General features: G+C 72.0%; 8 protein-coding genes. 4 read left to right on the forward strand and 4 right to left on the reverse strand.

The genetic code is table 11. From position 1 onward, the window contains the following. Nucleotides 1–91: 91 nt before the first annotated feature. Nucleotides 92–631: a M48 family metallopeptidase gene (locus F8271_RS28530; RefSeq protein ID WP_151492936.1), complete on the reverse strand. Its 540-nt coding sequence runs from the start codon at nucleotides 629–631 to the stop codon at nucleotides 92–94. Nucleotides 632–1,134: 503 nt separating this feature from the next. Here F8271_RS28530 and F8271_RS32670 point away from each other — a divergent pair. From F8271_RS32670 to F8271_RS28540, 3 genes are all read left to right on the forward strand, one after another. Beyond that, on the forward strand, nucleotides 1,135–1,305 hold the full coding sequence (locus tag F8271_RS32670; RefSeq protein WP_167457767.1) for a DUF5679 domain-containing protein: 171 nt from the start codon (nucleotides 1,135–1,137) through the stop codon (nucleotides 1,303–1,305). Between the two features lie 217 nt (nucleotides 1,306–1,522). Beyond that, on the forward strand, nucleotides 1,523–2,635 hold the full coding sequence (locus F8271_RS28535) for a TOMM precursor leader peptide-binding protein (RefSeq protein ID WP_151492937.1): 1,113 nt from the start codon (nucleotides 1,523–1,525) through the stop codon (nucleotides 2,633–2,635). Continuing rightward, nucleotides 2,632–3,978 carry an AarF/ABC1/UbiB kinase family protein gene (locus F8271_RS28540; RefSeq protein ID WP_151492938.1) on the forward strand — a complete coding sequence of 449 codons (1,347 nt, stop codon included), beginning with the start codon at nucleotides 2,632–2,634 and terminating at the stop codon, nucleotides 3,976–3,978. The genes F8271_RS28535 and F8271_RS28540 overlap by 4 nt, the downstream gene beginning before the upstream one ends. 308 nt (nucleotides 3,979–4,286) lie before the next feature. Here the strand turns inward: F8271_RS28540 and F8271_RS28550 are convergent, their stop codons facing one another. From F8271_RS28550 to F8271_RS28560, 3 genes are all read right to left on the reverse strand, one after another. Then, nucleotides 4,287–4,652, reverse strand: coding sequence for a WhiB family transcriptional regulator (locus F8271_RS28550; protein ID WP_151492939.1), 366 nt, complete (start codon nucleotides 4,650–4,652; stop codon nucleotides 4,287–4,289). 130 nt (nucleotides 4,653–4,782) lie between these two features. Further along, the gene (locus F8271_RS28555; protein WP_151492940.1) at nucleotides 4,783–5,031 is read right to left on the reverse strand and encodes a hypothetical protein; all 249 of its coding nucleotides are present in this window, start codon (nucleotides 5,029–5,031) and stop codon (nucleotides 4,783–4,785) included. A 124-nt stretch (nucleotides 5,032–5,155) separates the two neighbouring features. Continuing rightward, a complete protein-coding gene (locus tag F8271_RS28560; protein ID WP_151492941.1) occupies nucleotides 5,156–7,321 on the reverse strand; it encodes an ATP-dependent DNA helicase UvrD2 in 2,166 nt (721 codons plus the stop codon). A gap of 93 nt (nucleotides 7,322–7,414) precedes the next feature. On the opposite strand from F8271_RS28560, the gene F8271_RS28565 reads away from it, so the two are divergent. After that, on the forward strand, nucleotides 7,415–7,657 hold the full coding sequence (locus F8271_RS28565; protein ID WP_151492942.1) for a mycoredoxin: 243 nt from the start codon (nucleotides 7,415–7,417) through the stop codon (nucleotides 7,655–7,657). Nucleotides 7,658–7,823: the final 166 nt, after the last annotated feature.

Below are 7,823 nucleotides of genomic sequence, written 5' to 3' on the forward strand. Positions count from 1 at the left end.
GCCCGACCCGGCCCGGCCCGACCCGGCCCGGCGGGATGATCCACTCAGTTTCGGCGGAATCGGGGTGTCCGCGCCGCCGGGATACGGGGGATCAGCGCGGGTCAGGTGGGGACGGGGCGCCGGAGGCGGCGGCCACGCCTTCGAGGTACCCGCGGGCGCGTTCCGCCTTGGGGTAGCGACCCACCAGCGCCCAGAACCGCGCGTTGTGACTGGGCACGATGAGATGCGCCAACTCGTGCAGCAACACGTAGTCGATCACCCAGTCGGGCATGTCCTGCACGCGGTGGGAGATCCGGATGCTGCGGTCGGCGGGCGTGCAGGAGCCCCATCGGCCGTTCTGGTTGGTGACCCACCGCACGCTGGCCGGCACCGCGCGAGCGCCGTACCCGCTGAGGTAGAGGTCGATGAGCCGGGTGGCCCGGGCCAGCAGCTCGGCGTCGGAGCGGGCCAACCGGCCCTCCCGGGCGGCGAGCCGGGCCAGCATCCGGTCGACCCATTCGCTCTCCTCGGCGCGGGAGAACTGGTCCGGGATGAGGACGACGACACGTTCGCCGTCACGGTACGCGGACACCGTGCGTCGTCGGCGCTGACTGCGCCGCACCTCGACGACCGGCTTGCGCGTCCCCGCCATCACTGGCCCGCGCAGCCTCGGCTACGTGTCACGTCAGAAAGCTAATGCGTACTGACCAGGGGTCCGCAAGAGTCAACCGCACGACACGCGCCCAGAAAATGGTGATTGGTCGCCCAGCGTCCCGAAAATTTCTTGACCGAGCCGTCGCCGCGCCCTCTCGTCACCCTTCGTGCAGGCCAAGCTCGGGGTACGCCGCCTCCACCGTAGGTGAGCACCGCTTCGGACGCCGCACAGGCCACCCGCACGGGTGGCTGAGAGGGTTTGGTCGGCGTGTCCCCGCCAAACTGACTTATCCGACCTATTTCGCCATGCACACTCTCGACGTCGACTTGCTCACAGTGTCGATGCACAGCTGACATGGAACTGCCCAGACCTGGGTAGGGTCCGCGGACCAGCGGTCACGAAGGTGGCCGTGGAGTGAGACCCAGCGGCGCCCCGTGTGGCCCGCCGCCGGGCACCCCGCCGGGACCGTATTGACCGGCGGACGAGACGAGGAGGGCACCGTGGCCGACCAGGCCCAGACGACCTACAACGGTTACTGCGTGAAGTGCAAGGAGAAGCGGGACTTCGAGGGGCACGTCGAGGTCTCGAAGACCGGTATGAACATGGCAAAGGGCAAGTGTCCGGTATGCGGTACAACAGTGAACCGCATCCTGGGCAAGGCCAAGGTCTGACCCGTACGGGTGGACGGGGGCGGGGTGGCCGACGGCCACCCCGCCCCCGTTGCCGTCCCGCCGCGCCGCGCCGCGCCGACCCACTGTCGGGTGACCGACACCCCTACTCGCCGGTTGTGGATAACTCGGCGAATCCTGTGGACAGCGCTGGACAGCGGCCCGGCCACCTGTGGACAACGATCGACCGAGAGCAGGGAAGCGGTCACGATTCGTCACCATGAGTCGTCCCATGCTGCCCCGGCCCACCCTGCTGCCCGGCCTCAATCGGCTGTGGCGCGACCGCCACACCCTTCAACTCGGCGTCGGCCCCGGCCCTGCCGTGCTGCTGGAGCTGGCCAACCCTCGCGCCGCTTACCTGCTCGACCTGCTCGACGGCACCCGTAGCGAACGGCAGGTGCTGGCGTACGCGCCCGCCGCGCGGGTCACCACCGACGATGCTCGTACCCTGCTCGCCGCCCTGCGCACGGCGGGCCTGCTGGTGCCCGCGCACAGCCTGCTCCCCCGCGAGCTGGCCGGCCCGCTCCGGGCGCGGCTCGCCGCGGAGGCAGGCGCGCTGGCCCTGGCCGCGGCCCGGCTGCCCGGCACCCCCGCGCAGGTGCTGCGTCGCCGACGAACCGCCCGGGTGCTGCTCACCGGCACCGGCGCACTCGGTGCACCGCTGGCCGTGGCGCTGGCCCAGTCCGGCGTCGGGCAGGTGATCCCCCACCTCACCGGTCCGGTACGCGCCGTCGACCTGGTCGGCACCGGCATCACGGCCGCCGAGTTGGGCCATCCGCTGGCCCCGGCGGTACGAGCTGCGATCGACCGGATCGCACCGGGCACCGGCACCCACCCGGGCCGTGCCGTCCGCGTCGACCTGGTGATCCAGTTGGGCACCGACCGTCCTCCGGCGCTGCTCGCGGCCGGTCTCGCCCAGCGCCGCCAGCCGCACCTTCTGATCACCCTGCGCGAGGGCGTACCGGTCGTCGGGCCGCTGGTCCGGCCGCCCGCCGGGCCGTGCCTGCACTGCGTCGAGCTGCACCGGGCCGACCGCGACCCGGCCTGGCCGCGGCTCGCCGCCCAACTCGCGGCCACCGCGCCGACCCCGGCCGGTACGACCGGCACGCTGCTCGCGGCGATCGGGTACGCGCTCGTCGAGGCGCTGACGCAGCTCGACGGCGGCAGTCCGGAGACGCTCGGTGCCGCGCTGGAGATCGTCGGCGCCGGCCGGTTCCGCCGCCGGGGCTGGCCACCCCATCCGGCGTGCGGGTGCTCGGAGAGCCGGGCGTACGCACCAGCCCGGCCGCACGGCAGCAGCGGGGCCCTCCGGTCGGTAACAATGACCGGGTGACCGACATCCCGCGCCGGGCCGTGTCCCGGACCGCCAAGCTCGCCGCTCTGCCGCTCGGCTTCGCCGGCCGGACCGTCCTCGGCATGGGAAAGCGTGTCACCGGGCTCGCCTCCGACGTGATCTCCGCGGAGATCCAGCAACGCACCGCCGAGCAGCTGTTCAGCGTCCTGGGCCAGCTCAAGGGCGGTGCGATGAAGTTCGGCCAGGCGCTGTCGGTCTTCGAGGCGGCCCTTCCGGAGGAGATCGCCGCCCCCTACCGGCAGGCGTTGACCAAGCTCCAGGAGGCGGCGCCGCCGCTGCCGGCCGCCAGCGTGCACAAGGTGCTGGCCGAGCAGCTCGGCCCGAACTGGCGGGACCGGTTCGTCGAGTTCGACGACACCCCGGCCGCCGCGGCCAGCATCGGCCAGGTGCACCGGGCCCGGTGGCGGGAACCGGGGTACGACGCCTCGGGTGCGCCGAACGCCCGCGACGTGGCCGTGAAGATCCAGTATCCGGGCGCCGGTGACGCGCTGCTCGCCGACCTCAAGCAGCTTTCCCGGCTGGGCGGGATGTTCCGGGCCATCCAGCCCGGCCTGGACGTCAAGCCGCTCCTGGTGGAGCTGCGTGAGCGGATCACCGAGGAGTTGGACTACGAGCTGGAGGCCGAGTCGCAGCGCACCTTCGCCGCCGCGTACGCCGACGACCCGGAGATCTACATCCCGGCGGTGATCAACGCGGCGCCCCGGGTGCTGGTGACCGAGTGGGTGACGGGCACGCCGCTGGCGGACATCATCCGGGAGGGCACCGAGGAGCAGCGGGACGAGGCCGGCCGGCTGATGGCCACCCTGCACCTCTCGGCGCCGCAGCGGGCCGGGCTGCTGCACGCCGACCCGCATCCGGGCAATTTCCGGCTGCTGGCCGACGGCCGGCTCGGGGTGATCGACTTCGGCGCGGTGGCGCGGATGCCGGAGGGCACGCCGGAGCCGATCGGTCGTATCGCCGCGTTGGCCCTGCGCAACGACGCCGCCGGGGTGGTGGAGGGGCTGCGGTCCGAGGGCTTCATCGGCGCCGCCGACGATATCGACGCCGAGGGTGTGCTCGACTTCATCCGGCCGATGCTGGAGCCCATCGCCACCGACGGGTTTCGCTTCACCCGGGCGTGGCTGCGCGGCGAGGCGGCGCGACTGGCCAGCCCCCGGTCCCCCACCTACCAGCTGAGCCGGCAGCTCAACCTGCCGCCGTCGTACCTGCTCATCCACCGGGTGACACTCGGATCGATCGGGGTGCTCTGCCAGTTGGAGGCGAAGGCCCCGTACCGGAGCATCCTGGAACGCTGGCTCCCCGGCTTCGCTCCCGTGGCGTGAGCACACCGGGCTGAGAACGTCACGAAGGGCGGGTGCCGGTCGGCACCCGCCCTTCTGAGTGGGGTTGGTACTAGAGAACGCCCAGGTCGCGCGCCGACTGGTTACGGCTGTTCATGGCGACGGTACGGGCGGATCGGGTTGCCTCAGTGCTCGTGGTGGTACGACCGGCCTGAGGCCGGCGCATTCGAGCCCGGGACAACGCTTCGTGGAGTAGTTGCATCTCGAAGGCTCCAGTCAGGACGTTGAACATCGTCTTCTCACTCGCTGCCGGCGTGACACCGGCGTAGCTGGTACGGATCGGGAACATGTCAGGCTGCCAGCCGGACCGCGCCACGCACCTCGGACAGCCCACTGGCCGCCAGGCGCGCCTCGGCCTCGACCCGGAGCTCGGCGTCACGGGCGACGTCGTCCTTGCGCGGACGGCCACGGGGCCGCTTGCGCGGGACGACCGCGCCACGCTCGAAGATCTCGCCGCCCCAGACGCCCCACGGCTCCGCTCGCTCCACCGCCCCGGCCAGGCACTCGACGCGCAGCGGGCAGTCCCCGCAGAGCGACTTGGCCAGCTCGAGCTGGGCGGGCGAGTCAGAGAACCACAGGTCGGGGTCGAACTTCCGGCAGGGCAGGTTCGCCTCCATCTCGACGCTCACATCGAGGGGGGCCAACGCCAGACTCATCTCCCGGTCACCTCTCTCTCACTTCGATCTCGTGGATCGCATTCCGACGTAACTTCGGCGGGGCAAAAAACTGAGGCCGCGGATCCCGGTAGCGGGTTCCGCGGCCTCGAGGTGAGCCGGTGTCTGAGAGTCAGACCGGTCTACCTCGAGGTGGAACGCCGCGGACATTCGTGCGCTTCTTGGCGCCATCGATGCCCATGCCCGTGATGCCACTGGTCCCATCGACTCCGGTGGGCGCGACGGCCAGGGTCAGCTCGGCCTGAACCTGGTGCACCTGCGGAACCGACGGTCGTGCGGCCGCAAGGGCCACCCGGACAGCCGACAACGGAGCGTGGACAGACGGCATCGCCGCCAGACGCTCATAGGTGAAGATCTTCACGGGTGCCACCTCCCTCACGTTCCTCGAAAATCGACTGGACCAACCCCCGTGAGCAGCCGGAATGGCGCCGCTCGCGTGGTGTGTCCTGAGGCTATTCCTCGCGCCGGGGCGAGGGCAAACGAATTTACGACTGGATTTCGAAAGTTTTCTCCGGGCAGACGTCGTCCACCCCCGCGCCCCCCACGAGCGCCAACACCGACTCCCCGTACAGGCCCAACTTGCGGGGGCCGATGCCGGCGATGGCGATCAGCTCCTCCGGCCGGCCGGGACGCCGCTCGGCCAGCGCGGTCAACGTGGCGTCGGTGAAGACCACGTACGCCGGGACCTTCTGCGCGCCGGCCACCCGCTGCCGCCACTCCCGCAGTCGTTCGTGCAGCTCATCGTCGATGTCGGACGGGCAGGTGGGGCAGCGGCCCAGCTTGCGGTCGGGACCGGCGAGCAGGGTGGCACCGCAGATCCGGCAGGACACGATCTGGGTCCGTCGACGCTCCGGGCGGCGGGCCGGACCGGTGCCGCCGGCCGCCCGTTCGGTCCCGCCCGAGCGGTCCAGCTGGGGCAGGAACCGCGACGGCCGCCGGGCCCGCCCGCCCGGCGAGCGCGCCGAGGCGTACGACAGCCAGAGCCACTGCCGGGCCCGGGTGATCCCGACGTAGAGCAGCCGTCGTTCCTCCTCGACCTGCTCGACGGTCTTGGCGTACGTGGTGGGCAGGGTGCCCTCGGCGAGGCCGACCAGGAAGACCGCGTCCCACTCCAGCCCCTTGGCCGAGTGCAGGGAGGCCAGCGTCACCCCGTCCACGGTCGGCACGTGCTGCTGGGCGGCACGGTTGGCCAGCTCCTCGGTGAAGTCGGTCAGGGTGACCGGGCGCTCCACCGAGGCGGCCTCCCCGATCGGCACGACCTCGGGGGTGGCCGCGTACTCCTCGGCGAGCTGGACCAGCGCGGCGAGTGCCTCCCAGCGCTCGCGGGCGGCGCCGCCGGCCGGGGGCGTGTCGGGTGCCCACCCGACCGCGGTGAGCGCCTCGACGACGGCGGCCGGTAGCGGCGTCTCCCCGGGGATCGAGCGGGTGGCGGAGCGCAGGGCGATCATCGCCTGGCGCACCTCGGTCCGCTCGAAGAAGCGCTCCGCGCCCTGCACCACGTACGGCACGGCGGTCTCGGTGAGCGCCTTCTCGTACGCCTCGGACTGCGCGTTGGTGCGGAACAGCACGGCGATCTCCTTCGCCGGTGTGCCCGCGTCGATGAGCGACCGGCAGCGGGCGGCCACGGCGTTCGCCTCGGCCGGCTCGTCGGTGAAGATCCGCAGGTCCGGTACCGGTCCCGGGGGGCGTTGACCGCTCAGCTCCAGCCGCAGCCGCGCCTCGGTGCCCCGGGCCTGGGAGATCACCGCGTTGGCCAGCCCGACCACCTGCGGGGTGGAGCGGTAGTCGCGGACCAGCCGGACCACGGTGGCGTTGCGGTGCCGGCGCGGGAAGTCGACCAGGTACGACGAGGTCGCCCCGGTGAACGAGTAGATCGTCTGGCTGGCGTCGCCGACCACGGTGAGGTCGTTGCGGCCGGCCAGCCAGGCGTCCAGCAGCCGCTGCTGGAGCGGGTTGACGTCCTGGTACTCGTCGACCACGAAGTGCCGGTACTGGCCACGGACCTGCTCGGCGACGTCCGGGTGTTCCTCGATGCCCCACACCGCGGCACGCAGCATGTCCTCGAAGTCGATCACGCCGTTGGAGCGCTTGAGCTGCTCGTACGCGGTGAACACGTCGGCCACCTTCGCCGGCTCGTGCGGCGTGTCCCGCAGTGCCCGGGCCGCCGCCACCACGTAGTCCCCCGGCTCGACCAGCGACGACTTGGCCCACTCGATCTCACCGGCCAGGTCCCGGGCGGCGGCCCGGTCGGTGCGCAGGCCGACCCGGGCGGCGGCGAAGGTGACCAGCCGCACCTTGCTGTCCAGCAGCTCGGGCATGGCCCGGCCGGCCAGCAGCCGGGGGGCGAAGTAGCGGACCTGGCGCAGCGCGGCCGCGTGGAAGGTGCGCGCCTGCACGCCCCGCACGCCGAGCAGCGAGATCCGGTGCCGCATCTCGGCGGCGGCCCGGGCGGTGAAGGTGACCGCGAGCACGTGCCGCGGGGAGATCTCACCGGAAAGCGCCCGGTGGGCGATCCGGGTGGTGATCGCGCGGGTCTTGCCGGTGCCGGCGCCGGCCAGGATGCAGACCGGGCCGGCGGGTGCGGTCACCGCGGCGCGCTGCTCCGGGTCCAGCCCGGCGAGCACCTGTTCCGACGCTGAGTGAACCACCACAACCAGGAATCATCTCAGCTCCTCCGAACGTTGCAGCGAACAGCCTCGGCTTGATCCGCAAGCCGGCGGCCGGAGGAGTTGGAGGATCCGACCATGCTGACGATGTATTCCACCCCCTGGTGCGGCTACTGCCACCGGCTGAAGTCGCAACTCGACCGGGAGGGCATCGGGTACGAGGTGGTCGACATCGAGCAGGACCCGAAGGCCGCGGAGTTCGTGATGAGTGTCAACGGCGGCAACCAGACGGTGCCGACGTTGCGCTTCGCCGACGGCAGCGCCCTCACCAATCCCTCGATCACCCAGGTCAAGCAGCACCTGGCGACTCTCACCGCCTGACCGCCGGTGTCATCCGCGACGAGCGGCCGTCCCACCCGGGGCGGCCGCTCGTCGTGTCCGGTATCCGTCAGTTCCGGGGTGGCCACCATCGCCGCCGGCGGCTACCTGTGGCGGGGCCGGCACCTCAGCGCGCCGGCCGGTGCCCGCCCACCCACGCCGCCGACCC

Source organism: Micromonospora sp. ALFpr18c (genome assembly GCF_008868155.1).
GTDB lineage: Bacteria > Actinomycetota > Actinomycetes > Mycobacteriales > Micromonosporaceae > Micromonospora.